Annotated in this window: 20 protein-coding genes; 8 read left to right on the top strand and 12 right to left on the bottom strand. The window is 63.3% G+C overall.

The features are described 5' to 3' along the window. Positions 1 to 161 precede the first annotated feature (161 nt). Positions 162 to 752: an ATP-dependent Clp protease proteolytic subunit gene (locus AC1D3C_RS11720; RefSeq protein ID WP_244446555.1), complete on the top strand. Its 591-nt coding sequence runs from the start codon at positions 162 to 164 to the stop codon at positions 750 to 752. Between the two features lie 126 nt (positions 753 to 878). Here AC1D3C_RS11720 and AC1D3C_RS11715 read toward each other — a convergent pair whose 3' ends face one another. From AC1D3C_RS11715 to AC1D3C_RS11705, 3 genes are all read right to left on the bottom strand, one after another. Then, positions 879 to 1913, bottom strand: a complete 1035-nt coding sequence (locus AC1D3C_RS11715) for a MerR family transcriptional regulator (RefSeq protein WP_477482984.1) — start codon at positions 1911 to 1913, stop codon at positions 879 to 881. A 107-nt stretch (positions 1914 to 2020) separates the two neighbouring features. Next, a complete protein-coding gene (locus tag AC1D3C_RS11710; protein WP_477482983.1) occupies positions 2021 to 4717 on the bottom strand; it encodes a bifunctional diguanylate cyclase/phosphodiesterase in 2697 nt (898 codons plus the stop codon). 136 nt (positions 4718 to 4853) lie between these two features. Next, on the bottom strand, positions 4854 to 5798 hold the full coding sequence (locus tag AC1D3C_RS11705; protein WP_247038718.1) for a GGDEF domain-containing protein: 945 nt from the start codon (positions 5796 to 5798) through the stop codon (positions 4854 to 4856). A 287-nt stretch (positions 5799 to 6085) separates the two neighbouring features. Here AC1D3C_RS11705 and AC1D3C_RS11700 point away from each other — a divergent pair, with 287 nt between their 5' ends. The 4 genes from AC1D3C_RS11700 to leuA all read left to right on the top strand — a co-directional run bounded on the left by AC1D3C_RS11700 (position 6086) and on the right by leuA (position 9834). After that, positions 6086 to 7264 (top strand): benzoate/H(+) symporter BenE family transporter, encoded by a 1179-nt coding sequence (locus tag AC1D3C_RS11700; protein WP_477482982.1) that lies wholly within the window; start codon positions 6086 to 6088, stop codon positions 7262 to 7264. 38 nt (positions 7265 to 7302) lie between these two features. Next, on the top strand, positions 7303 to 7572 hold the full coding sequence (locus tag AC1D3C_RS11695) for a BrnT family toxin (RefSeq protein ID WP_477482981.1): 270 nt from the start codon (positions 7303 to 7305) through the stop codon (positions 7570 to 7572). Further along, positions 7553 to 7789, top strand: coding sequence for a type II toxin-antitoxin system BrnA family antitoxin (gene brnA, locus AC1D3C_RS11690; protein ID WP_247038725.1), 237 nt, complete (start codon positions 7553 to 7555; stop codon positions 7787 to 7789). Before AC1D3C_RS11695 ends, brnA begins: the two co-directional genes overlap by 20 nt. Positions 7790 to 8115: 326 nt before the next feature. Then, the gene (gene leuA / locus AC1D3C_RS11685; protein ID WP_477482980.1) at positions 8116 to 9834 is read left to right on the top strand and encodes a 2-isopropylmalate synthase; all 1719 of its coding nucleotides are present in this window, start codon (positions 8116 to 8118) and stop codon (positions 9832 to 9834) included. 475 nt (positions 9835 to 10309) lie between these two features. On the opposite strand, the gene AC1D3C_RS11680 is transcribed toward leuA, so the two are convergent. The 3 genes from AC1D3C_RS11680 to AC1D3C_RS11670 all read right to left on the bottom strand — a co-directional run bounded on the left by AC1D3C_RS11680 (position 10310) and on the right by AC1D3C_RS11670 (position 12689). Further along, positions 10310 to 11155 (bottom strand): anti-sigma factor family protein, encoded by an 846-nt coding sequence (locus tag AC1D3C_RS11680; protein WP_038544288.1) that lies wholly within the window; start codon positions 11153 to 11155, stop codon positions 10310 to 10312. Positions 11156 to 11157: 2 nt separating this feature from the next. Beyond that, on the bottom strand, positions 11158 to 11637 hold the full coding sequence (locus tag AC1D3C_RS11675) for an RNA polymerase sigma factor (RefSeq protein ID WP_247038730.1): 480 nt from the start codon (positions 11635 to 11637) through the stop codon (positions 11158 to 11160). Positions 11638 to 11735: 98 nt separating this feature from the next. After that, complete coding sequence (locus AC1D3C_RS11670) at positions 11736 to 12689, bottom strand: metallophosphoesterase family protein (protein WP_477482979.1); 954 nt, start codon at positions 12687 to 12689, stop codon at positions 11736 to 11738. Between the two features lie 65 nt (positions 12690 to 12754). Here AC1D3C_RS11670 and AC1D3C_RS11665 point away from each other — a divergent pair, with 65 nt between their 5' ends. Beyond that, a complete protein-coding gene (locus tag AC1D3C_RS11665; protein ID WP_477482978.1) occupies positions 12755 to 13243 on the top strand; it encodes an NUDIX domain-containing protein in 489 nt (162 codons plus the stop codon). 197 nt (positions 13244 to 13440) lie between these two features. Here the strand turns inward: AC1D3C_RS11665 and AC1D3C_RS11660 are convergent, their stop codons facing one another. Then, on the bottom strand, positions 13441 to 14430 hold the full coding sequence (locus AC1D3C_RS11660; protein ID WP_477482977.1) for a glutathione S-transferase family protein: 990 nt from the start codon (positions 14428 to 14430) through the stop codon (positions 13441 to 13443). Between the two features lie 262 nt (positions 14431 to 14692). Here AC1D3C_RS11660 and AC1D3C_RS11655 point away from each other — a divergent pair, with 262 nt between their 5' ends. Together AC1D3C_RS11655 and AC1D3C_RS11650 are read left to right on the top strand one after the other, a co-directional pair. Continuing rightward, positions 14693 to 15211 (top strand): GNAT family N-acetyltransferase, encoded by a 519-nt coding sequence (locus AC1D3C_RS11655; protein WP_477482976.1) that lies wholly within the window; start codon positions 14693 to 14695, stop codon positions 15209 to 15211. Between the two features lie 76 nt (positions 15212 to 15287). Next, complete coding sequence (locus AC1D3C_RS11650) at positions 15288 to 16601, top strand: MFS transporter (protein WP_477482975.1); 1314 nt, start codon at positions 15288 to 15290, stop codon at positions 16599 to 16601. 1 nt (position 16602) lies between these two features. Here AC1D3C_RS11650 and AC1D3C_RS11645 read toward each other — a convergent pair whose 3' ends face one another. From AC1D3C_RS11645 to AC1D3C_RS11625, 5 genes are all read right to left on the bottom strand, one after another. After that, positions 16603 to 17022 carry a GNAT family N-acetyltransferase gene (locus AC1D3C_RS11645; RefSeq protein ID WP_477482974.1) on the bottom strand — a complete coding sequence of 140 codons (420 nt, stop codon included), beginning with the start codon at positions 17020 to 17022 and terminating at the stop codon, positions 16603 to 16605. A gap of 42 nt (positions 17023 to 17064) precedes the next feature. Beyond that, a complete protein-coding gene (locus tag AC1D3C_RS11640) occupies positions 17065 to 17481 on the bottom strand; it encodes a GNAT family N-acetyltransferase (protein ID WP_477482973.1) in 417 nt (138 codons plus the stop codon). A gap of 3 nt (positions 17482 to 17484) precedes the next feature. Next, on the bottom strand, positions 17485 to 19551 hold the full coding sequence (locus AC1D3C_RS11635) for a hypothetical protein (protein WP_477482972.1): 2067 nt from the start codon (positions 19549 to 19551) through the stop codon (positions 17485 to 17487). Positions 19552 to 19747: 196 nt separating this feature from the next. Next, entirely contained in the window at positions 19748 to 22588 is a 2841-nt protein-coding gene (locus AC1D3C_RS11630) for a DUF4159 domain-containing protein (protein ID WP_477482971.1), read from the bottom strand. Beyond that, a complete protein-coding gene (locus tag AC1D3C_RS11625; protein WP_477482970.1) occupies positions 22585 to 23508 on the bottom strand; it encodes a DUF58 domain-containing protein in 924 nt (307 codons plus the stop codon). The genes AC1D3C_RS11630 and AC1D3C_RS11625 overlap by 4 nt, the downstream gene beginning before the upstream one ends. Between the last annotated feature and the right edge of the window lie 3 nt (positions 23509 to 23511).

The raw sequence follows: 23511 nt of genomic DNA, 5'->3' as shown, positions 1-23511 counted from the left end.
GCTTTGTGGCCGTCCATCGGCAATTGCCGCGGCGGAAGGCTCGGTACTACGTCATTCACCTTAGTCCGTGGAAGGTGCCGTCTTAGACTCTACGCTCCATTGTTTTACGGCGGCGAACACATTATGTCCGGTATATGAATCTGATGCAGGAGACTCTCAGCGTGCTCGACGACGAAGACGACAAGGACGACAAGACCAAGGAACTGCCGCTCGGCAAGGAAACGGAAGCGAATCTTTTCAAGTCGCGTTCGATCTTCATCTATGGAACGATTACCCAGGAACTGGCGCAGAAGGTCAACACGCAGCTCGTGGCGCTTGCCGCCGCCAGCGACGAAGACATCCGCGTTTATGTGAGCTCGCCCGGCGGCCACGTGGAATCGGGCGATTCGATCCATGACATGATCAAGTTCATCAAGCCGAAGGTCTGGATGATCGGTACGGGCTGGGTCGCATCGGCCGGCGCGCTGATCTATGTGTCCGTTCCGAAGGAACGCCGCATCTGCTTGCCGAACACCCGCTTCCTGCTTCATCAACCGTCCGGCGGCACCCGCGGCATGGCATCCGACATCGAGATCCAGGCTCGCGAAATCATCAAGATGAACGAGCGGCTGAACAGGATCATGGCCGAAGCCACTGGCCAGTCGGTCGAGAAGATCGCCGCCGACACGGACCGCGATTATTGGCTGTCAGCCGAAGAGGCCAAGGTCTACGGCCTCGTTTCGAGGATCGTGACGTCGCAGAGCGAAATCTGATCGCTCTCTGCCATTTGAATTTGAAAAGCCCCGCCGGCTGCCGCCGCGGGGCTTTTTGTTGTTTGCGGCTCGCGTTACCAAGGATGGCGCCTGCCGGACGACCGGCAGACTTTTCCACCTGTGTGTTCAGGCGACCTGCGGACGCCAGGCGATGACGCCTTCGGTGCGGGCGCGAACGTCGGGAGCGGCAAGGCAGGTGGCGACGGCCTCGTAACCCGGTGCACCCGGGACAGGCGCGACGCGGCTCGGCGGGCTGTGGTTGGCGGGGCAAAGGATGATCGCCTCGTCCGGTCCGACGGCGCCGAGATCGAGGATCGCCGAGGAACGGGTCATGATGAAGAGCGGGCAGACGCCGGGACCGCGGTTGCGTAGATAGGCCGACACCGCCTCCTGCGATGGCTGGTCCAGACCCTGCTCGATCATGTCGATGACCGGGATGCGGGCCGCATCGGCTTCGATGGCGACGAGGAGGGCGGTGAGGGCAGGCGTTGCCGTAGCGCCCTCCTCGACAAGCCAGGCGAGCGATTGCTCGACGCGCTGCTTCAGCGCCGGATCGGTTTCCATCCGTGCCCGCGCCTCGGCGGCATTGTTGGCGGCGCGATCGAGGTCGACGAAGACCGCGCCCGGAAGATGTTCGGCGATCGCCTTGGAGAACCGGGTCTTGCCGCTGCCGAGCGGGCCGATGATGTAGTTGAGCGGTCTTATATCTCTGAGTTCGAAGCGTTCGCCGCCCCAGGGCCAGGGAAGGTCGAAAGCAGTGACGATCTCGGCCGCCGGCCGCGCTAGCCGCGTCAACTCGTGCAGCCCCGGCGGTTCGCCGCCGGCAAGGCCCGCGCGCAGATTGCGGACTTTTTCGACCGTTTCGGCGATCCTTCGGGCCTCCGCTTCGAGCTTCGCCTGATGGGCGGCAAGTGCTGGAGCGAGTTCCTGTGCCTCGCCTTTCAGCACGCGCGCCACCTGCGCGAGGCTGAGGCCGAGGGCTCGCAATGCGGCGATCTCGCCGGCGCGGGCCATTTCAGCCGGGCCGTAGGTCCGCCATCCGGCGGCGGTGCGGACAGGGGCGATCAGGCCCCGCTGTTCATAAAGGCGCAGCGCCTTTGGCGATATGCCGAGCCGTTCGGCGGCGTCGGACGGGCTCAGGTAATGTGCGGAAGAACTCAAGGAATCACCTCGTCGGTTGTTGACCGCTCCTCCTATCGGGGCAGCCCCAGGGGCCGGGTCAACAGGTGTTTTGCGAGGTTTCGATTTTTTTCCGGCGGCCGCCCCGCTCAGTCGACCAGCGCCGTCGATGACGCGAACCGTGAATGGTTGCCGGCCTCCCAATCGATCGCGAATGTGATGAACTCGTTGGCCGGCATCGGCTTTGCGAAGACGTAACCCTGCAGGGTCTGGCAGCCGAGGCTGCGCAGGATGTCCACATGGGCTGCCGTCTCCACCCCTTCGGCAACGATCTCAATGCCCTGCGAGCGGCCGATCTCGATAATCGAGGCGACCAGCCGGCGTTGAGAGCCAGCAGCTTCGAGCGGGGCAATCAGCTTGCGGTCGATTTTCAGCCGCTTGGGCCCGAGTTCGATAAGGCTGACGATCGAAGCGTGGCCGGTGCCGAAATCGTCGATCTCGATATCGATGCCGAGCGCCTTGAGGCTGAGGATCGCGGACCTCAGCTCCTTGTCCTGATCTTCGAAGGAAATCGATTCGAGAAGTTCGAACGACAGGGTCCCGGGGAGGATCGGCAGTTCGGCCAGTCGTTTGAACAGCCTTTCGTCCTTCAGGCGCTGCGCCGAGATGTTGACGGAGAGATGCGGGATGTCGAGCCCGAGTGCACGCCATCTCACCGACTGGAAGAGCGCCTTTTCAAGGATGATCGCATCGATATCGGCCGACCGGTGCAAGCTCTCGGCGATCGCCAGGAAACTGTCCGGCGCCAGCAGGCCGCGTTTGGGATGCTGCCAGCGCGCCAGCGCCTCGACGCCGACGATAGCGAGCGAATGCGCGTCGAATTGCGGCTGGAAGAAAGGGATGATCTGGTCGCCTTCGAGCGCCGTCAAGAATTCGTCGGACATGCGCTTGCGCAGCACCACTGCCGAGCGCAGTTCCTTGGAGAACAGCTCGACGCGGTTGCGGCCGCGCTTCTTGGCCTCATAGAGCGCGATATCGGCATTGATCAGCAATTGGCTCAGTTCCTCGCCAGCTGCGGTCTGGCAGGCGATGCCGGCGCTGCAGCCGATGCGACATTGATGCCCGTCGATATCGATGGGGCGGGCAAGCGTGCCGACGATCGACTGGGCGAGATATTCGGCCCGGCGTTGCGGCTCAGCGCCCCCGGTTACGACGACGAATTCGTCACCGCCGATGCGCGAGGCGAACTCGTCGTGGTCAATCAGTTCGAGCAGGCGGGACGTGGTGGCCTTCAGGACCGCGTCGCCCGCCGCATGGCCGAGCGTATCGTTGACTTCCTTGAAGCGATCGAGATCGATGTGGATGAATGCCAGCCGGTGACCTGCAGCCTGTTTCTCCCCGGCAGTCATGAACTGGTCGAGGAAGCGCCGGTTCGGCAGGCCCGTCAAGGCGTCGTGCAGCGACTGATGTTCGAGCGTGCGCCTTGCCGAACGCAATTCGTCGTTCTGCAGCTCGGCCTTCGTCTGCGCCTGCCGCAGTTCGGAATGCAGCGTGACGTCCCTGGTAACGTCCCAATTGGCGCCGACGACCCGCTTGACGCCTCCCGCGGTCCGGTAGGTGGCGCCGTGTGCACGGATGTGACGGATCTCGCCGTTGCCGGACACGACGCGGAACTCGGTGCGGTAGCTCGTTTCGTTCTTGAGCGCGTCGCGGAAGTATGCTTCGGCGGCTTCCACGTCGTCGGGATGCAGCGCATTGCGCCAGTCCGCGTATTCGCGAACCGTGCGGTCCGGGGAAGAGTCGTAGAGCTCGCGCATGCGCCGATCCCAGATCAGCGTATCGGTCGAAGGTTCATATTCCCAGACGCCGACGCCCGAGGCCTGGAGCGCCAGTTCGAGGCGCTGGGACAGCGTTTCCAGCTGTTCCTCGCGCTGCTGCAGGGTGAGGATGTTGCCGTGGCGTTGCTTCATCAAGAGGCCCGCCCAGAGGAGCGGCGCGGCGATGCAGAAGGCGATTAGAAGGGCGGTGACCCGGAAGCCGAACATGTCCAGCGGCGCGCCCTCCCATCCGCCCTTCGGGACTGCTGCGAGATACCAGGTGTCGTAACCGAGCTCGATCCTTGATTTGACCGGATCTTGCGAAAATATCGCACCGTTTCCGAGGAAGATGTCGCGCTCGGCGGGGATGGGCCGCTGCGAGATTGCGATGTTCAGCGTCTGCCGCTGGGTATTGACGTTGCTGTCCGTATAGAGCCGATCGAGATCGATGACCGCCGAAACGACACCCCAGAACCGGCCGTTGGCAAGCGAGAAGACCGGATAGCGCGCAATCAGCCCCTGGCCGCCCTGCACCAGATTGACCGGGCCGGTGATGACGAGCGTCCGCCGCTCGACCGCTCTCATCACGGCATCCCGCTGCAGCTCGTTGGTGCGGTAGTCGAGGCCGAGGGCCTTCTTGTTCGCCTCTTCGGGATAGACCAGGCCGACCACCAGGTCCTTGGCGGCGACAACATTGCGCAGCTGTGACGGAACGTCGAAAACCCGCTCCGAAAGCGCCGTGAATTGGGGTTGGTTAATGTTCGGATTGGCGGCAATGGCGGCGACCAGTCCGTAGATCAGATTGACGTTGCCATGAATATTGGTCTCGAGACTTGCGGCCACTCTGGCGAGCTGCTCGGCCGCCTTGACCTGTTGTGCCACATGGTACTGCTCGCGCTTCTCGATATCGGCGCGGACCACGCCGACCAGCAGGCCGGCGACCGCAAGGATGGCCGGGAAAAAATAGCCGAGGCCGAAGAACTGAAGACGAGACGATTTCGATTTCGAGAGAAATGGCAGCGAGGTCATGGAGATTTCCGATGGTGTCCCCCACTGTCGCCGACAAAATTTAAGATTGTCTAATTTACCTGCGTATCAACTACGCAACTATGTGCGGAAGAGGCACAAATTTTTCGTTTGTACGGAAATGGGACCTCGGCCGTGCCTATGCGGGGCTGATCCGGTTCCTGCCGGCACGCTTGGAACGGTAGAGGCCATCGTCGGCCCGTTTCAGAATGTCCTCGGAGGACGCATCCGCCGACAGAAATTCGCTCAAGCCGCCGCTGATCGTGGCGTGGTGGCCGAGCGTCTCCCGGACCTCGGTTGCGACGCGCTGGCGCAGCCGGTTGGCGATGACAATGCCGTGCTCCTGCCGGGTGGCGGGCATGACCACGACGAACTCATCGCCGCCGAGGCGGGCGAGAAAGTCGGTCTTGCGCAATTCCAGACGACAGACGCCGGCAATTGCTTTCAGAACAGCGTCGCCCATCGCATGTCCAAGCTCGTCGTTGACGGTCTTGAAGTGGTCGATGTCGAACATGAAAACGGATGTCGGGATATGCTCGTCGCGGAAAAGCTCGAACTTCAGGGCGAGCACGTCCATCAGCTTGCGGCGGTTGAAGAAGCCGGTCAGCGCGTCGGTCTCGCTCTGATGACGCAGCTGGTTTTCGACGGCGTTCTTTTCGGTGATATTGCTGGCGACCCAGACGATCGCATCCTCGCCGTCGACCTGGAAATCAAGCGCCTGCAGGCGCCCCTCGAACCAGATCGGATGTTCGGGACCGTCGTTCTGCAGCCCCTTCACGTCGCTGCCGGAGAGGCTGTATTCGATGATATGCAGGGCGCGCGAGGCCAGCGCCTTTTCGATCTCCCGCACAAACCGTTCCGCCTTCTCGAAGGCGAGGACGTCATAGAGGCTCTTGCCAACGAGATAGCTGCCCTCATGATAATAGCGCGTGTCCTTGCCGCCGAAGAGCGCGGCATAACGGCCGCTGCGGGTGAGGACGAAACAAGGGTCCGGGAGCGCCGACAGAATGAAATAGAGCTGATCGCGGGAAAAGGCGGTTTCCCGTCCGATCTCGATCTCTGGCGCAAGGTGAGCTGCCGTCATTGCTTTTCCCGGGGCGTTGATGCAATCCGGGCTGCATGGCCGGACCGACCGGAAGCAACGGGCGCACGGTCCGGAGACTACCGCCAAACTCCTTCCAAATTATCAACAGATGCGAATATTCGCAGACACGAACAAAGGGCGGTTGCTCGTGGCCCGGCAAAGCCGAATGGCTGGCTGCAGCCATGGCTTTCCATCTCGGCCGTACCCTTTTGCGGCAAACGCACCTTGCCTTTGCCGGCGGGCCTATGTTCGATTGCGGACTTTCAAATTCATGAGTCCCCGCCCGCATGTTCAAGGATTTTTCCGTTTCAGCCCTGATGATGGGGTTGCTCACTGCCTTTGTCGGGTTCATCAGTTCGTTTGCGGTCATCATGCAGGGGCTGCAGACGATGGGTGCGACCGCACCGGAAATCGCCTCGGCGCTCCTGGCGCAATCGATCTCGATGGGCTTGCTGGCGATCGTGTTCTCGAGCTGGTACCGGATGCCGATCAGCATCGCCTGGTCGACACCGGGGGCGGCGCTTCTATCCGGCATCAGCGTGATCGAAGGCGGATTTCCGGCCGTTGTCGGCGCCTTCGTGGTCTGCGGCGTACTGATCATTCTCTCCGGCCTGTTCCGGCCGCTCAGCCGGGCGATCCGGCTGATCCCGGCGCCGCTCGCCAATGCCATGCTGGCCGGCATTCTCCTCAGCCTTTGCCTCGCGCCGGTGAAGGCTGTCGCCTTCAATGCGGCGCTCGGCCTGCCGATCGTGCTGACCTGGATGGTCGTGGTTTCGAGATGGCGTCTCTGGGCGGTGCCGGCCTCGCTCGGCGCGCTGATCCTGGTGCTGGTCTTCGGCGTCGACCTTCCCTCGGACGCGATGGCGCAGATCGGTCAGGCGATCCATCCGAGCCTCACCTTCGTCACGCCGGTCTTCACCCTGCATGGGGTGATCTCGGTGGCGCTGCCTCTGTTCATCGTCACCATGGCCTCGCAGAACATTCCCGGCATGGCGATCCTGAAAGTGCATCACTACGAGCCACCGGCGGGCGTGATGTTTGTCGGCACCGGCATCTTCTCGATCCTCGGCGGGCTGGTCGGCGGCGTGCCGGTCAACATGGCGGCGATCACGGCGGCGATGTGCGCCAGCGAGGATGCCCACCCCGACCCCGCCAAACGCTACTGGGCGGCGATCCTTGCCGGCTTCGGTTACATCGTGTTCGGCCTGATCGCCGGCGGCATCATCGCCTTCGTGTCGCTGGCGCCGCCGATCCTGCTGCAGGCGGTGGCAGGTCTCGGACTGATCGGCGCCTTTGCCAATGCGGCCTTTGCGGCCTATCGCGACCCGGAAACGCGCGAAGCCGCGGCGATCACCTTCCTCGTGACGGCGTCGGGTCTTTCGTTTGCGGGGATTTCCGGGCCTTTCTGGGGGCTCGTCGCCGGCGGCGTGATGATGGGATTGCAGAGCCTCGTCAAGCGTGCTTGAATGACTGGAAATGGTATAATTTCTATATTATATTGGTCATGAAGTTCGAATTCGATTCTGACAAGAGCGCCACGAACAAGGATAAGCACGGAATCGATTTCGTGGAGGCGCAAGCGCTATGGGCGGATGAGAATCTATTCATCATGCTGGCCAAGGATGATCAGGAGCCACGTTTCATGGCGATCGGAGAAATAGGAGACAAGCTGTGGTCTGCCATCTGCGTCCATCGCGGAAACAGGATCAGAATTATCTCCGTCCGCCGGTCGCGCAAGCTTGAGGTAGAGATTTATGAAAGCCAGCAAACTTGACGAGATCTTTGACAAGGGTGAGGAAGACGTCCTTGAGTATTTCGATGTCGCCAAAGGATATCGCCCCAATCTCGAACCCAAGCGCGTCAATATCGATTTTCCGACCTGGGTCGTGAACGGGCTGGATCAGGAGGCGCAGCGTCTTGGTGTTACGCGGCAGTCGCTGGTGAAACTCTGGATCGCCGAACGGCTTGAGGCAAGACGCCAAGGCAAGTGAAAGCCCACTTGCCTCTCTTCCACTCTGAGGTTATACACTTCGCCCATGACCATGACAGGCGCAATCATGTCCGACCGTTCGTCTACCCGCCGCACCGCGGCCGGGACGATGGTATTTGCGCTTTCCTCGCTTCTTAGCCTCGACCTTACGCGCGGTTGCCGGGTCCGTTGAGGAGCGCCCGGCGGCCGAAAGCCCGCCCGGCATAAGAGCTCCTCTCACGAACATTCAAGACCGAGCCACAAAAGACCGCTAAAGGTCCGCATCGACGACGGCCAATTCCTCAGATGGATGCCGAGCGACGCGTGAAGCGAGAAGAGACGACGACAATGGACGCCAAGACCAATTCCCCTGTTTCCGGCCCGAAATCCGGCATGCCCGACGCGGCAGTGAAATATCGCGCCTACCCGACCATCAACATTCCCGACCGCACCTGGCCTTCGAAGGTCATCGACAAGGCGCCGATCTGGTGTTCGGTCGACCTGCGCGATGGCAACCAGTCGCTGGTCAACCCGATGGGCCATGACCGCAAGGCCCGCATGTTCCGCATGCTGCTCGACATGGGCTTCAAGGAAATCGAGATCGGCTTCCCGTCCGCCTCGCAGACCGATTTCGATTTTGCCCGCTGGTGCGTGGAAGAGGCCGGCGTGCCGGAAGATGTGTCCATGCAGGTGCTGGTCCAGTGCCGGCCGGAGCTGATCACGCGCACCTTCGAATCTCTGGAGGGCGCCCACAAGCCGATCATCCATTTCTACAACTCGACCTCCGAGCTGCAGCGCCGCGTGGTGTTCGCCAAGGACGTCGCCGGTATCAAGCAGATCGCGGTCGATGCGGCCAAGATGATCACCGACATGGCAGCCAAGGCGGGCGGCGGTTTTCGTTTCCAGTATTCGCCGGAAAGCTTTACCGGCACCGAACTGGAAGTGGCGCTGGAAATCTGCAATGCGGTTACCGAGGTGATCAGGCCGACCGCGGAGGACAAGCTGATCCTCAACCTGCCCTCGACGGTGGAGATGGCGACCCCGAACATCTATGCGGACCAGATCGAATGGATGTGCCGCAATCTCGACAACCGCGAGAACATCATCATCTCGCTGCATCCGCATAACGACCGCGGCACCGGTATCGCTGCGACCGAGCTCGGCCTGATGGCGGGTGCGGATCGTGTCGAAGGCACGCTGTTCGGCAATGGCGAGCGCACCGGCAATGTCGACGTGGTGACGCTGGCCTTGAACATGTACACGCAGGGCGTCGATCCCGAACTGGATTGCTCCGATATCGAGCGGATCAAGGCGGTCTACGAATATTCCAACCAGATGGTCATTCCCGAACGGCATCCTTATGTCGGCGAACTGGTCTATACGGCCTTTTCCGGCTCGCACCAGGATGCGATCAACAAGGGCATGAAGGCGATCAGGCAAGCCAATCACCCCGTCTGGGAAGTGCCTTACCTGCCGATCGACCCGCGCGATGTCGGCCGTTCCTACGAGGCGATCATCCGCATCAACTCGCAGTCCGGCAAGGGTGGCATCGCCTATATCCTCTCGGAGGATTACGGCCTGAACCTGCCGCGTAACCTGCAGGTCGAGTTCCGCGAGGAGATCCAGCGGATCACCGACGAAGAGGGCGTGGAGCTTCCCGCCAGGCGCATCTATGAAAGCTTCATCGAGCGCTATGTCGAGCAGCCCGGCGGACGGCTGAAATTCGTCGATCACCACACCTTTCCGGCCGGGGTCGATCACAAGGGCGTTCGCGTCGTCGCAGCGGAGATCACAGATGGCGGCGAGACGAAGCGGATCGAAGGCACGGGCACGGGGCCGATCGACGGTTTCATCAACGCGCTGTCGAACTATCTCGGTATCGAGCTTTCAGTCGCCGACTATTCCGAACATTCGCTGCAGCACGGCTCGAACGCGTCTGCCATCGCCTATGTGGAGATGGAGCACCCGAACGGAAAACTGTTCGGCGCCGGCATCAACAAGAACATCGTCGCGGCTTCGCTGGAGGCGATCGTCTCGGCGGCGAACCGGGTGCTGGCGGCGCGCTAAGCGGTTAGCGTAGTCAATGTACTAAAAGACAGGCCGCCCGAAATCTTCAGGCGGCCTTTTGAGTGTGTAAGGTGATCCACTGTTCCGGGTATTTTAGGCAACGAAAACTGGCGGGTGCCTTTGCGTCCTAGCTCAACCTTATGCCGCAATAGCGTTGGGGATACCCGTAGGCTGTGTAGAATGATGATGCATACTCCTCGGCATCGTCACGTGTTCGAAAGCGTTCGAGAGGGCCTCTCCAGGTCGATGAGCACCAATACACGATATGGTAGCCTGCTCGGCCTTCACATTGAACAGTCACGATGAGGATTGGTAGATCCATGTTCGCTCTCCTTTGATCGGAGAACAATCCATCACGAATGGTTGCTTACACCACTCTGAGCTTAGGGAGGTATCAACAGGAGCGACCGAAGGGCAAATGCTTAGTCCGCATTAACCCGCATTGTCTGATGCGCTTTTCAGTCCCACAACCGCTCTAAATCAGCCCAGCAGCCTTGGCCGCGATATCATCCAGATCTGCCGCAGACGAGGGGCCGACGACCATGTAGGTGGCGAGTGGCGTGACCCAGGAGACGAGGCCGGTGTCGTTGCGGATTTCCTCGATCGAGCGGTTGCCCTCGGGCCGGGCCTTGGTGAAGGAAATGGCGATCACGTCGCCGTCCCCATCGCCGTCGGTGCGTCGGTAGAGAAGCTGGCCGACCGGCGCGCCGCCGGCGGCAAACAGGCGGGCACCCTGGAAGGTCAGGCCGCTGTCGCTAAGATCGGGGATCCGAAAACCGACGCCGGTGTTGGTCGTCAGCCATTCGAGGATATCGGCTGGCCTTTCGGCGGGGATTTCGGCGAGATGATTGGTCTGGCGCGCATAGAGGCGGTAGTGGGCGATGATATCGTCCAGCCAGTCGCGGCTGCTGGTGCCGGGAATGGAAATCATCGAAAACTGCGGAGCCGCCGGGTTGCCGCCGATCATATAGCCGATACCGCCGCCGAGCACGAAAAGCAGGGCACAGGCGGCGACCGCCTGCAGGCCGGACGGCTTGAAGGAAAGCGTCGGGCGCGGCCCCTGCGGCAGGCGTATGGCCCGGCGCGGCAACGGCGCATTCTTGATGGTGCGCACCAGATTGAGCGGCACCGGTTCCTTCAGCATGTCGTCAAACGCGCGCCGGCCGAGATCGGCGCCGCGCTTCAGGGCATCTTGCAGGGATCGTGCCTGCGGATCGTTGACCAGCAGTTCCTCGACATCGTGCCGGTCCTGCTCGTCGATCTGGCCATCGATATGGGCGGAAAGCCGCAGTTCGAGCGACGACGGATGGGGGATGTTCATCCTCACGCTCTCCGCTCGCTCGTCTGGGCGGCGGCGGTGGCCAGGCTGAGACGTGCAGCGCAAAGACGGGCGGCGAAGAGATCCGGCTGGATGCCGAGGATGGCGGCCGCCTCGGCATAGGCGAACCCCTCCACGTCGGCGAGCAGGAAAACGCTTGCCAAGCCGTCCGGCAGGCAGACGAGGGCAGTCGACGGACGGGAGTTTTCGGCCGGGGAGGCATCGTCGGCAGCATGGATATCGGCGCGCCGGCGCTTCTTGGCCTCGTCGACGAAGGTGCTGCGGATCATGCTGAAAAGCCAGCTTTCCAGCCGGCCTTCGCCCTTCCAGTGATGGCTTTTCTGGATCGCCCGGCCAGCCGCTTCGCGCACCAGGTCATCGGCCTCGACAGCACTTCCCGTAAGCGTCAGCGCAAAACGGCGCAGGCGCGGCAGGAGCGCTACGAGATCGCGCCGAATGTCGGTCGATGGGCTCGGTTGGGTCATGGATAGGAGCGGCTTACCTGTAATCTACTGCAATAACCGGAACGAAGTAATAGCTATGACGAGATTGTGGCGATTCCGCAACAATCGCGCCATTGATTCTACAACATTCTCGCGACTTGCGGAATCGACATCGTCGCCGGCTCTTCGCCATAGAGGAGGCGGCTGTTGTCGAGCGCGACGCCGTCGCCGCATTCCGTCAGGCCGTAACGTTCGCAGAGCAGGTTCCAGGCGCCGGCTTCACCGGAAAGTGTGAAGAGGTTGTAGGCGGCGCGCGGCTTGTGTCCGCCGGGGCCCTGGGATGCCGATGCGATGCCGACCACCGGCACGTTGCCGCTATGGCTTCGCAGCCAGTAGAGCGTGTTGAGATGCGTATGCCCGTGCAGTACCAGTTCGGCGCCGCCGGTGGAGATCGCTGCCGCGAAACGGCGGATGCCGAGCATGCGCTTGTGCGAAGAGGCGGCGCCGCGGATCGGGGGGTGGTGGATCAGCACGACCCGGAAGAGACCCTCATCTCCCGCTTTCTTCAACAGGTTGACCGTTTCACGCGCCTGCCGCGAGCCGTAATAACCGGACGCCGAAAAGGGCAGGGTGGCATTGGAGGTCGAGCAGCCGATGATGGCAAGCGGACCGCGCCGGCGCAGCGTCGGGAAGATATGATCCTCTTCCGGCCATTCGGCCGGGTCGTCGTCGCTCTTGATGAACGGATACCATTCGTTGACCGACTTGTCGTGCGCGCCGGGTACATAGGCGTCGTGGTTGCCGGGCACCACAGTCGTATCATAGGGGTCGCCGATCGTGCGCAGCCACTCGCCGGCAAGCCGCGTCTCGATCTTCGTCGCCAGGTTGACGAGATCGCCGGTGATGACCAACTGGTCCGGTTCGCGCGTCTTCAAATCGCTCAAAAGCAGGTCGAGCGTGTTGACGAAAAGGTGCTTGCGCCGATTGCGGTGCCAGTTCACAAAACCGGTGATCCGCTTCGAGAAAAGCTCGCGAAGCGTCAGGTTTGGAAGCGGCCCCAGATGGATGTCGGAAATATGCGCGAATTTGAACATGGCGCACACATAACGCATGAGCGCAGAAATCGTTATCGATTTTCTGGGCGCTCCCGGAGTTATGAATGAGCAGCGAAGGGGTGCCGGAAATCCGCAGTTGGCGCACCCGGATCGTGGTCTGGCTGCTGCGCCGCGTCTTCATGCTGACGCGCGGCATGACGCTCGGCGTACGCGCCGCCTGTTTCGACGCAGAAGGCCGTATCTTCCTCGTCCGTCATACCTATGTGCCCGGCTGGTACATGCCGGGGGGCGGCGTCGAGCGAGGAGAGACGGTGCTCGATGCGCTGCGCAAGGAGTTGCGCGAGGAGGGCAATCTGGAAATCCGCGGAGAGATCGCGCTTTTCCACGCCTACTACAACCGCAATGCCAGCAGGCGCGACCATGTGCTGTTCTATCGGGTGACTGTGGAGCAGACGAAGCCGCGTGCGCCGGATCGGGAGATTGCCGAGAGCGGCTTTTTTACGCTTGATGCGCTGCCGGAGGAGACGACCGGGGCGACACTGCGGCGGTTGCGAGAGTTGAAGGGCGAGGTGGAGCGGGCGGAATATTGGTGAGGTATCCCAGGTTGCCCCTCATCCGCCTGCCGGCACCTTCTCCCCGTTCTGACGGGGAGAAGGACAGATGCCGCACCGTCTCACCCTATCCGCAACGCTTTGGTTTAAAGAGGAACGGGAGCTTGCCGCTTGCGTCCTTCGCCCTGCTTTGCGGGGAGAAGGTGTCGGCAGGCGGATGAGGGGCAGATGCGTCTCGATCAAGCCAGCCGCGTCACCTTCTCCCTCCCATGCGGCGCGTCGAGATCCACTACCGGGCCGACGGGGACGATGCCGGTCGGGTTGATGGTCTTGTGGCTCTCATAATAGTGGTGCTTGATGTGGAACAGGTTGCAGGTCTCGGCGATGCCCGGTTGCTGATAGAGATCAGCGAGATAGCCGGACAGGTTCGGGTAGTCCGCGATGCGGCGGATGTTGCACTTGAAGTGCCCGACATAGACGGGATCGAAGCGCAGCAGCGTGGTGAACAGGCGCCAATCGGCTTCGGTCGTCGTCTCGCCGAACAGGTAACGGCTGCCCGAGAGGCGCTTTTCCAGCATGTCGAGCGTCTCGAACAGGCGGGTGACGGCACTCTCATAGGCGTCCTGGGCAGTTGCGAAACCGGCCTTGTAGACACCGTTGTTGACGGTGTCGTAGATGACCGCATTGAGTTCATCGATCTCGCCGCGCAGCGCCTGCGGATAGAAATCCGCCGTCGAGCCGGTCAGGCCGTCGAAGGCGCCGTTGAACATGCGGATGATTTCCGAACTCTCGTTCGAGACGATGGTGTTCTCAAGCTTGTCCCAGAGGACGGGCACGGTGACGCGGCCGGAATAGTTCGGATCGGCCTTCAGGTAGACCTGGTAGAGATAGTCCGAGCCGAACAGGTCGTCGCCGGTGGCGCCATCGCGTTTCTTGAACTCCCAGCCGTTCTCCAGCATCAGGTAGTCGACGACCGAGACCGAGATCAGGTCTTCGAGCTTCTTCAGCTTGCGGAAGATCAGCGTGCGGTGCGCCCAGGGACAGGCATAGGAGACATATAGATGATAACGCCCGGCCTCAGCCTTGAAGCCTTGCTTGCCGGTAGGGCCGGCGGAACCATCGGCGGTCACCCAGTTGCGGAACTGCGATTCGGCGCGCTTGAAATGGCCCTTGTTTTCCTTGGTGTCGTACCAGACGTCCTGCCATTTTCCTTCGACGAGCCTGCCCATGATTATCTCCTTGGATTTTCCTTGAGGGGATAGATACGGCACCGGCTGCCGAATACGAGGCAGGATTTTATGAACGGTGTGTTTTTGCGTTGGACGCGGGAAATTTTTCCTGCTAATTCGCTTTCCGGATTTTAAGGATACTTTCCTCTATGACCGAAATGCGGACACTGCGACGACGCTGATCATCGACCACGACGCTAGAACAAGCGTCATCGATATCCCTTGTCCTGTCCGCTCCTTATCCTACGGCTTCGGTCCATCCATGTCTCAGCACAACGTTCTCTACAAACACGACCTCGTTTACCTCACGGAAGATACGTCTCACGACGAGGTCATCGAACTGATCAACGCGGAAGCCTTCGGCCCCGGCCGGCATACCCGCGCCGCCGCCCGCATCCGCGAGCAGGGGCCGCATGACCGGACCCTCTCCTTCGTCTGCGCCGACGATGGCGAAACGATCGCTTCGGTCAGGATGACGCCGGTCCATGCGGGTTCGGTGAAGGGCCACCTGCTCGGGCCGCTTGCGGTCCGGCCGTCGCACAAGAACCGGGGCATCGGCCGCGAACTGGTGCGGATCGCCATCGAGGCGGCAAGACGCAAGGGTTCGGAAGCGGTGATCCTGGTCGGCGACCCGCCCTATTACGGCCCGCTCGGGTTCGAGAAGGTTGCCTATGGCGCACTGGAATTTCCGGGGCCTGTCGATCCCGGCCGGGTTCTGGTCGTGCCGATCGCAGCCGACGTGCATGCCCGGCTCAAGGGCGTCATCGGCTGGCGCGGATAGGCCATTTCCTTTAAGCAGATGATGGATCGGTCGGTGAAAGCCGGCTGGAGGTGTCGTCGAAGCGAGGGACAGGCGGATGGCTGCAATCACCATGGACGAGGCGCTCGACCGCGCCGGAGCGGGGACCTATCAGCGGCGATTGATGGGCATTTTCGGGCTCGTCTGGGCGGCCGATGCCATGCAGGTTCTGGCGGTCGGTTTCACCGCTGCCTCGATCGCGGCAAGTTTCGGGCTGACCGTGCCGCAGGCGCTGCAGACCGGCACGGCCTTCTTCCTCGGCATGCTGCTCGGCGCGCTCGGTTTCGGCAGGCTCGCCGACCGGATCGGCCGGCGCCGGGTGCTGATCGTCACGGTCGCCTGCGACGCGGTGTTCGGTACCCTTTCCATCTTTGCGCCGGATTTCACCATCCTGCTTCTCTTGCGTTTCTTTACCGGCGCTGCGGTCGGCGGCACGCTGCCGGTCGACTACGCGATGATGGCGGAATTCCTGCCTGCCAGGAACCGCGGCCGCTGGCTGGTGCTGCTCGAAGGGTTCTGGGCGATCGGAACGCTGATCGTGGCGCTCGCCGCCTGGGCCGCAAGCCTTGCCGGCGTCGCCGATGCCTGGCGTTATATCTTTGCGGTCACCGCCATTCCGGCGATTGCCGGCATCGGCCTGCGCTTCCTGGTGCCGGAATCGCCGCTCTATCTGATGCGCTCCGGGCGCCACGACGAAGCGAGGGTAATCGTCGACCGGATGCTCGCCGTCAACGGACACACGCCCCTCGGGGCAGGCACCAGCCTGGTCTCGCCGCCGCCGGTCAAGACGACCGGCATCTTTTCCGGCGAGCTTCGCCAGCGCAGCGTCATGATCCTGGCGATCTGGTTCCTTGTCTCCGTCTCCTATTACGGCGTCTTCACCTGGATGCCCGCGAAGCTTGCCGGCGAGGGGTTTGGTTTCGTGCGCGGTTACGGCTTTCTGGTACTGGTCGCACTTGCCCAGCTTCCGGGGTATGCGCTTGCCGCCTATGGTGTGGAAAAATGGGGCCGCAAGCCGACGCTGATCGGCTTCTGCCTGCTCTCGGCGATCGGCTGCCTGATGTTTGTCGTCGCACCAAGCGCCCTCCTGGTCGGGGCTGCGCTGCTGATCATGAGCTTTGCGCTGCTCGGCACCTGGGGTGCGCTCTACGCCTATACGCCGGAACTTTACCCGACCGCGTCGCGGGCGACCGGCATGGGGGCAGCCGGTGCCATGGCGCGTCTCGGCGGACTGCTGGCGCCGTCGCTGGTGGGTTATGTCGTGGTCCAGGGTCTCGGCCTGACGATCGGCATCTTTGCCGGCCTGCTGGTGATCGCGGCGATTGCCGCCACGATGATCAATGCGGAGACGCGCCAGGTCTCTCTCGCCTGAGCTAGAACCGTTTTTGCAGCCACGTCACCGAATGGCCTCCTTCGAGGCCTTTCAGCGTGCCGATCTCGGTATAACCCTGTTTCAGGTATAGCTTGAGCGCTTCCGGGTTCATCGTGTCGATATAGGCGCCGATCGCGCCGCGAGCTTTGGCTTCGGCTTCGGCCATGTCGAGCATGCGGGCGCCGAGGCCTTGGCCGCGCAACTCGTCCGGGACATAGAGCATCGAGATATAAAGCCAGCCGCGGCCGGTATAGCCGGTCAGCCCGCCGATGAGGTCGCCGTTCCCGTCATGCAGCGGCACCGCCAGTTCGCGGCGGTTGCTGGGGCCGAACGTTGCGGCATTGTGGGTCATCAGCCGTTCGAGGATGAAATCCTCCTCGTCGGCGTTCATGCCTTCGGTGAGTTTCAGGTCGATATCCATGCGGCGCTTCTTCGTCCCCATTTTTCGGAGCGAATGGATAACCTACAGAGCTTTCCTGAGGAAGGTGCGGGTGCGGCCCTTCGGAAATTCCGGCAGTTCCCCGAAGACTTCGTAGCCCTGGCGCATATAGGCCTTGCGGGCGAGCGGGCTGAACGTGTCGATCCAAGCGCCGTGGCAACCGCGGGCGCGGGCTTCCTCTTCGGCTTGGCTCAGCAGCTTGCCGGCCATGCCTTCACCCCGCAATGTTTCCGGGACGAAAAGCCATTGGGTGAAGAGCCAGCCCCAGGCGGTGTAACCGGAAAGCCCGCCGATCACCTTTTCCTCCACATCGCGGATCAGCACAGCGAGCGGCTTGCGCTCGGATGGGCCGACATCGGCGTCGTTGAAGGCGGTCAGTCCTTCGCCGATCACGGCCAGTTCCTCGGGCGAGGGCGAGGCGGTCACATCGAGCTGCGTCATATGTCAGCGACCCTCGCGCCACCACATCGCCGCGACCGCGAAGAGCAGCGCGGAGAGGCCGGCGAAACCTGCAAACAGCGGCAGCGTGTTGATGCCGCGCAGCACCGTCTCGTCGGTCATGCGGATGACCATGCGGTTGGGATCGTTGACGCGCACTTCACCGCGAACCGGCAGGATGTCCGGCAGCGAAATACCATCGCCTGAGGCGACGCGGGTCACGAGGCCACGGGTCTTGTCGGCATAAGGTTTCAGCGTGCTCTCGGTCGAGATCATCGCCTTGAATTCCGGCGCATCCACCGTGCCGACATGCACGAGCGTCGAGAACTGGCCGTTGGTGACCTCGAACAGGCCGGTCTCTTCCATACGGCGTTCCAGCCGGTACTGGCCGGGGCCGGCGGCCGTCATCGGCACGGTCTCGGTGCGGCCGGATGGATATTTGATCGTTGCGGGGCCTGGATCGTCGCCGATCGTCTGGCGGGTCGCCTCGAGCGTGCGGCCGACGGCGCGGGCGGTCAGCGCTTCTTCTTCCAACTCCGGTTCCTTCATCAGCCAATGGGCGATGCGGCGATAGAGCGACACATGCGGGCCACCGCCTTCGAAACCGCGAGCCCAGAGCCAGCCCTGGTCGGAGAGCAGCATGGCGACGCGGCCTTCGCCCTGCCGGTTGAGGACGAGCAACGGGCGGTCGCCGTCGCCTTCCATGACGGTCTGGCCGTGCGGCGTGTCGACGTCGATGGTGCGGAACCAGCGGCCCCAGGCAGGCGGGTTCGAGTTGGAGCCGTCGAGGCCGCGGGTCACGGGGTGCTTTTCACCCTCCGGCGACAGATGCGGATAGAAGGCGGCGCTGTGGATTTCGCCGGTCGGGGCCGCCGGCAGGACCTGTTCGAGCGGCGTGGAGGCAATCGAATCCTCGCCGGCATGTTCGGGGCCAGCGGCGATCAGCAGCGCGCCACCATTGTTCACGTACTGGGCGATGTAATCGTAATAGAGGATCGGCAGCACGCCGCGATGCTTGTAACGGTCGAAGATGATCAGGTCGAAATCCTTGATCTTCTCGACGAACAGTTCGCGGGTCGGGAAGGCGATCAGCGACAGCTCGTTGATCGGCGTGCCGTCCTGCTTTTCCGGCGGGCGCAGAATAGTGAAGTGGACGAGGTCGACCGAGGCATCGGACTTCAACAGGTTACGCCAGGCGCGCTCGCCGGCGTGCGGTTCGCCGGAGACGAGCAGGACGCGAAGGTTCTGGCGGATACCGTCGATCACGTGGACGGCGCGGTTGTTGGCGGTCGTCACCTCGCCCGGAAGCTCGGCGACCGAAAATTCCATGACGTTGTTGCCGCCGCGCGGAACCGTGAAGGAGAAGGGCGTCTCCTGGCCGGGCGTGGCGCGCAGCGTCGCCGTCTGCTGGCCGTTCATGCGCACGGTCACCTGCGCCGGTCCGCCACCGGTGCGACCGTCGTCGAACACCCGCAGCGTCAGTTCCTGTTCCTCGCCGACAATGCCGAAGCGCGGGGCCCGGACCACCTCAACGCGACGGTCGAACTCGTCCGGCTTGCCGGTGATCAGGCCGTGGACGGGGGCGTTGAAGCTGAGGTCCTGGTTGATGCCCGGCAGGTCATGGATCTGGCCATCGGTCAGGAAAACCGCCCCGCCGATACGGGCCGGCGGCACGTCTGATATCGCCGAACGCAGGGCAGTGAAGAGCTTTGTCGAGGGAGTGTCGGTATCGCCATCGTCATCCACCTCGACGATACGGGTCTCAATGCGCGGGTAGCGGGAGAAGCGGTCCTTCAGGCTTGCGAGCGCCTCGTCGGTCTGTTGCTTGCGCTGGGCGGTATCCTGGCTCTGCGAGCGGTCAACGATGACCGGCACGACGGTCGAAAGCTGGTCGCGGTCCTCCTGCAGGAGGGTCGGGTTGGCGAGCGCCAGGAGCAGGGCGGCGAGCGCCAGCGTGCGCAAGGCGGCGCCGCGAATGCCGCGCCAGAAGGAGAGGCCCGCGAGGATCAGCGCGAAGACGCCGAGTGCGGCCAGGATCGGCCAGGAGAAGAAGGGGGCGAATTCGATGGTCATGAGGATTTCCCTCTATGGGCCAGAAGCATTGCGCAAGGTTCGCCCCTCACCCCGCCTCCGCTTCGCTCGGCGCACCCTCTCCCCGCAGGCGGGGCGAGGGGGAACGGCGACCGTGCGGCATATCCCTTCTCCCCGCATGCGGGGAGAAGGTGGCGGCAGCCGGATGAGGGGCTAAGGACCATGGCGACGTTTTCCCTCACTGCCCAAGCCGCTCAAGCAGAGCCGGGACATGCACCTGGTCGGCTTTGTAATTGCCGGTCAGCATGTACATCATGATGTTGACGCCGGAGCGATAGGCATATTCGCGCTGCATCTCGTCCGGGGGCACTGTCGGCAGAACTGGAGCACCCTGGCTGTCGACAGCCCAGGCGCCGGCGAAATCATTTCCGGTGATCAGCAATGGGGTCACGCCGTCGCCGCTGGAGGAGAGCTGGGCGCCGGTGTTTTTCGCTTCCTGCCGTGCCTCGACCCAGAGCGGGCTGCCGGTATAACGGCCGGGGAAGTTGGTGAGCAGGTAGAAGGAGCGGGTCAGCACGTGATCGGTCGGCGTCGGCTCCAGCGGCGGGATGTCGATATTGGCGAGGATCGCCTGCAGGCGCTCGCCATTCGGCGTGGTACCACCTCCGCCGAGCGACGAATATTGATCGCGGGTGTCGAAGAGGACAGTGCCGCCATTGCGCATATAGGCGTCGATGCGGGAGATCGCCGCTTGGCTTGGCATCGGTGCCGTGGCGGAGATCGGCCAGTAGATGATCGGGTAGAAGGCAAGCTCGTCCTTGGTGATATCAAGGCCGACCGGGGCGCCGGGTTCCAGCGTCGTGCGGTAGGTGAGGAACTGGCTGAGACCTTCGAGACCCTGTTCGGAAATGCTGTCGACATCCCGTTCGCCTGTCACGACATAGGCGAGGTGGGTCGTGTCGAGCCGTTCGAGGATCCGCTCGTCACCGGGCTTGGCGCCGGCACCGGGTTCCATTTTCTGTGCCTGCGATTGACCGGGCGTTAAGGCGACGAGGCCGAAAGCGAGGGCGGCGATCGCTGCTGCGGCAGCACCGCTCGGCCTACGGCGTCCGCCGGAACCACGCGAGAAGGCGCCGTTCATGAAGAGCACCACAAGGCTGTCGAGGATCAGCAGCGCGAAGGCGGCGGCGAACAGGGCGGGGCGCAGCGATACGGCTTCGCCGCCAGCCAAGCCTTCGCGTACCAGCGGCCGGCCTGCCGTGGTCGGGTCGAAGCGGGCGATGACGGTCTTCGGTGCCAGCAGGTTGACGGCGGTGAAACCATCCTCGGTGCCGTAAAGGCCCGGCGGATGGTCGAAACTCGCGACCGGCACCTGGTTGGCGGCGATCGCGATCGGACGGGCCGTTCCGGTTTCGGTGGTGAGGACGCCGTCCGCGGTCAAAAGCCGGTAGGGAGCGAGTGTCGCAGCGGCTCCCTCTGCTGCCGCGCCGGACGCGGCACCACCGGCGCGGGCGAGCTGGACCAGGCGGCGCAGCATTTCGACGAAATTGCCCGACAGCGGCAGGTTCGACCAGGTCGCCTCGGCGCTCGTGTGGAAGAGCACGATGCGGCCGGCCTCGACCTCCTTTTCGGTGACGAGAGGCGTGCCGTCTGAGAGGCTTGCCCAGGTGCGTTCGGCAAGGTCCGGCGTCGGTTCGGCAAGAACCTGGCGGGTGACAGTGATGTCTGCGGCGCGCGGCATGCCGGCGAAGGGGCCGAAGCTCGGGAAATCGGCGAGCGACTGCGGCTCCGACCAGGACATGGCACCGCCGAGCGCGCGCTCACCCTGGCGCAGGATCACCGGCACCAGCGGATCGTCGGCGGGGGCGGCGGCAAGGCGCGGGCCGGCGAAGCGGATCAGCGTCCCGCCTTGAGCGATCCATCGCTGCAGCGGTGCGTAGGTCTCGGCCGGCAGGCGGCCGACATCGGCAAGGATGATTGCGGAGGGGTTGCCCTGCAGGATCTGCGGGATGGCAACCGAAAGATCGGCGGTGTTCGGCTGGATGACGTCGGCATAAGGCAGGAGCGCGCGGCTGATGTAATAGAGCGGCTGCAGCAGCGGCTGGAAGTCGCTGCCGCTTTCGCCGGCGAGAAGCGCGATGCGGCGGCGCTTGAAGCCATCGTCGAGCAGGTGTGCCGCGCCGGCGGTGGCCAGCCCGTCGATGCTGAGGCGCGCGAAATCGTTGCGAAGCTCGAACGGCGAGGTGATCTCGGCCGTGGCGGTCGTAGCACCGGCTGCAAACTGCAGTGTGCCGGAGGCGAGTGCGCGGCCCTGTGCGTCGAGCGCGTTGACGTTCATCTGCTGTGCCGCCGCGGTCGAAAGGCGTGTTGCGGTCACCGACATGGCGGCGGCGTTATTGACCGCGTCGGTCAGCGCCACGGCGCTATGGCCGTCGCCTTCGATCAGGCGCATTTCTGCGGGCGACAGGGCTGCGAATGTCGACATGGCCTTGTTGTCGCTGGCGGCCGCCATGCCGTCGGAAAGGATGGCGAGCGTGCCGGGACGGGTGGTATTCATGGCCTCCCTGACCGCCTGGGCAGCGCGGGCGCGATCGGGAACCAGCGGCTTGGGGTTGGCCGCCGTCAGCTTGTCGCGGGCGGCGGCGGCGGTTCCGGGTACTGCCTCATGGCTGGCATCGGCGGTAAACGTGATCGAGACCGGCACGTCGGCGCTTTCGGCGTCGTCGATCAAAAGGTTGGCGGTCTGGACGCGGCGTTCCCAGTCGGCAGCGGTCGCCCAGCCGTTGTCGACGACGAGCACCAGCGGGCCGCCTGCATTCAGGGAATTGGCGCGCGGGTTCATCACCGGATCGGCGATCGCCAGGATCACGGCGGCGGCGAGAAGCATGCGCAGCAGCGTCAGCCACCAGGGGCTCTTCGAGGGCGTTTCCTCGCGCTTCAGGACCGTCGCAAGGATCCGGAGCGGCGGAAAGACTTCCGCCTTCGGGCGCGGCGGGGTGAGCCGCAGCAGCCACCAGATAACCGGCAACGCGATCAGACCGAAGAGAATGGCGGGATTGGCGAAAATCAGCGCGCTCATGACCTGTCTCCGACCGGTTTCGGTGACGGCATGCCAGAAAGATAGCTATGCACGGCGACCAGCGCCTCGGAGGCGAGATGATCGGTCCGATGGAAAACGAAGCTCCAGCCGAGGCGGCGCAGCGATTCACCCAACGCATCGCGACGGGCGAAATAGGCGCGCTGATAATCCTCGCGGATCATCTCGGCGCGGCCGGAGACGAGCTTTTCGCCGGTTTCGGGATCGGTAAACTCGGTGCGGCCGGTATAGGGAAAAGTTTCCTCGGCCGGATCGGCGATCTCGACCACGTGGCCGCGCAGGCCGCGGCGGCCGAGCGGGGCGATGCGCTCCATCACCCGATCGGCGTCGTCGAGGAAATCGCCGATCAGCACGATGTCGCTATGGCCGCGGATCATCGCGGTTTCCGGCAAGCCAGTTGTCAGCGGCGCGTGCATGATCGCGGCGGCGAGCCGCTCGGCGGCGTTGCGGGCCGATACCGGTTCCATGATGCCGGGGCAGCCGATGCGCTCGCCGGACCGGGCAAGGATTTCGGCCAGCGCCAGCATCAGCACCAGCGCCCGGCTTTCCTTGGAAGCGATGGCAAGCGTCGACTTGTACATCATCGACGGCGACATGTCGGCCCAGAGCCAGACAGTGTGGGCGGCTTCCCATTCGCGCTCGCGGACATAGGTATGGTCGTCGCGGGCGGAGCGGCGCCAGTCGATGCGAGACAGGCTTTCACCCTCGGCATAAGGCCGGAACTGCCAGAAATTTTCGCCAACGCCGCGCTTGCGGCGACCATGCCAGCCGGCGATCACCGTGTTGGCGATACGCTTGGCTTCCACCATGCAGTCCGGCACAAGGATCGCGCGGGCCTGGGCTCGGGAGAGAAGTTCGCTACTCGGTGTCTGCTCTACGATCTGGCCAATGGTGGAAGCCACGCA

The sequence above is a fragment of the Neorhizobium sp. P1_A6 genome (assembly GCF_056406795.1).
The sequence above is the reverse complement of the archived record's forward strand: the minus strand, read 5'-3'. Positions and strand labels throughout refer to the sequence as shown.